This window comes from Paraburkholderia sp. RL17-383-BIF-A (genome assembly GCF_046028015.1).
Lineage (GTDB): Bacteria > Pseudomonadota > Gammaproteobacteria > Burkholderiales > Burkholderiaceae > Paraburkholderia.
In genome coordinates this window covers 1-1,525 of record NZ_JARESR010000072.1, presented here as the reverse complement: position 1 = coordinate 1,525, position 1,525 = coordinate 1, and the positions used below count along the sequence as shown (strand labels likewise).

Genomic DNA, 1,525 nt, shown 5'->3' with positions numbered 1-1,525 from the left:
AAGCCCGGTGCGCCGATCACGCTCTTCAGCAGCGGATTGGCAACCGTATCGAGCGGCGCCGCATCGACCAGCTGATAGCCGCCGATCATCGTGGCGATCAGCGCGCCGGCAATCAGGAACAGCACCACGGCCGCGAGCGACGCGATGCGCAGCGCGAGCGACGCGCGTTCGGCCACAATATCGTCCGCCTTCATCTTCACGAAGGCGGCGCCGTGCGCGGCCAGCATCGACACGCTGACGAGCCCGCACAGCACCGCGAACGGATTGAGCAGCGCGAAGAAGCCGCCGTGATAGGTCACGCGCAGGTCGGTGTCGAACGAGAACGGCACGCCTTGCAGCAGGTTGCCGAACGCGACGCCGAACACCAGCGCCGGCACGAAGCCGCCGACGAACAGCGCCCAGTCCCACGCACTGCGCCAGCGCGGGTCTTCGCGCTTGCTGCGGTAGTCGAAGCCGACCGGCCGGAAGAACAGCGAGAACAGCACCAGCAGCATCGCGAAGTAGAACCCGGAGAACGAGGCCGCGTACACCAGCGGCCACGCGGCGAACATCGCACCCCCGGCGGTGATGAGCCACACCTGATTGCCTTCCCAGGTCGCGCCCACCGTATTGACGACAATGCGGCGCTCGGCGTCGGTCCTGCCGATGAAGGGCAGCAGGATCGCCGCGCCCATGTCGAAGCCGTCGGTGAGCGCAAAGCCGATCAGCAGCACGCCGATCAGCACCCACCAGATGAGTTTGAGGCTTGCATAATCCATGATGTTCTTTTCCCTTGAAACTCGGTGGCGGCGAATCAGGCGACCGTGTTGGTCGGCAACGGCTGGTTCAGCGGCTGATTCGGCGGCTGTTGTTCATGGTGATAGCGGCCCGTATGCAGCGACGAGGGACCGAGCCGCGCATACTTGAACATCAGCATGATCTCGATGATGAACAGCACCGTGTAGAACACCACGAAGCCCCCGATACTCAGATACAGGTCGCCTGCCGTCAGGCTCGAGGCCGACAGGCTGGTGGGCAGAATGCCCGCGATGGTCCACGGCTGGCGGCCCACTTCCGCGACAATCCAGCCGAATTCAGCCGCGAGCCACGGCAGCGGAATCGCCCACACGGCCCAGCGCAGGAACCAGCGGCGTTTCTCCAGCAGCAGCGAGCGCTGCGCGCAGAACCAGAACGCCAGCACGAAGGTGGCGAGGAACAGGATGCCGAGGCCCACCATCAGGCGGAAGGAGAAGAACACGGGCGCCACGGGCGGGATCGTTTTCTTCGCGGCCTGCGTGATCTGGTCGGGCGTGGCGTCGGTGACGTTCGCGGTGAACTGCTTGAGCATCAGGCCGTAGCCGAGGTCCTGCTTGTGCGCGTCGAAGGCGGCTTTGGCTTCGTCGGTGACGTCGCCCTGTTTCAGCTTCTGCAGCGCGGCGTAGGCGAGCATGCCGTTCCTGATGCGCGCCTCGTTGCGCACCATCAGGTCCTTCAGGCCGACCACGGGTTCGTCGAGTGAGCGCGTGGCGATCAGGCCGAGCGCGTA

2 protein-coding genes are annotated in these 1,525 nt (G+C 65.3%); both read right to left on the bottom strand.

What is annotated here, in order from left to right:
- Nucleotides 1-758: cytochrome d ubiquinol oxidase subunit II (gene cydB, locus P0D71_RS35960; RefSeq protein ID WP_408483881.1), on the bottom strand; the 758-nt coding region annotated here is incomplete at its 3' end.
- Between the two features lie 35 nt (nucleotides 759-793).
- On the bottom strand, nucleotides 794-1,525 hold a 732-nt coding region (locus P0D71_RS35955), incomplete at its 5' end, for a cytochrome ubiquinol oxidase subunit I (protein WP_408483880.1).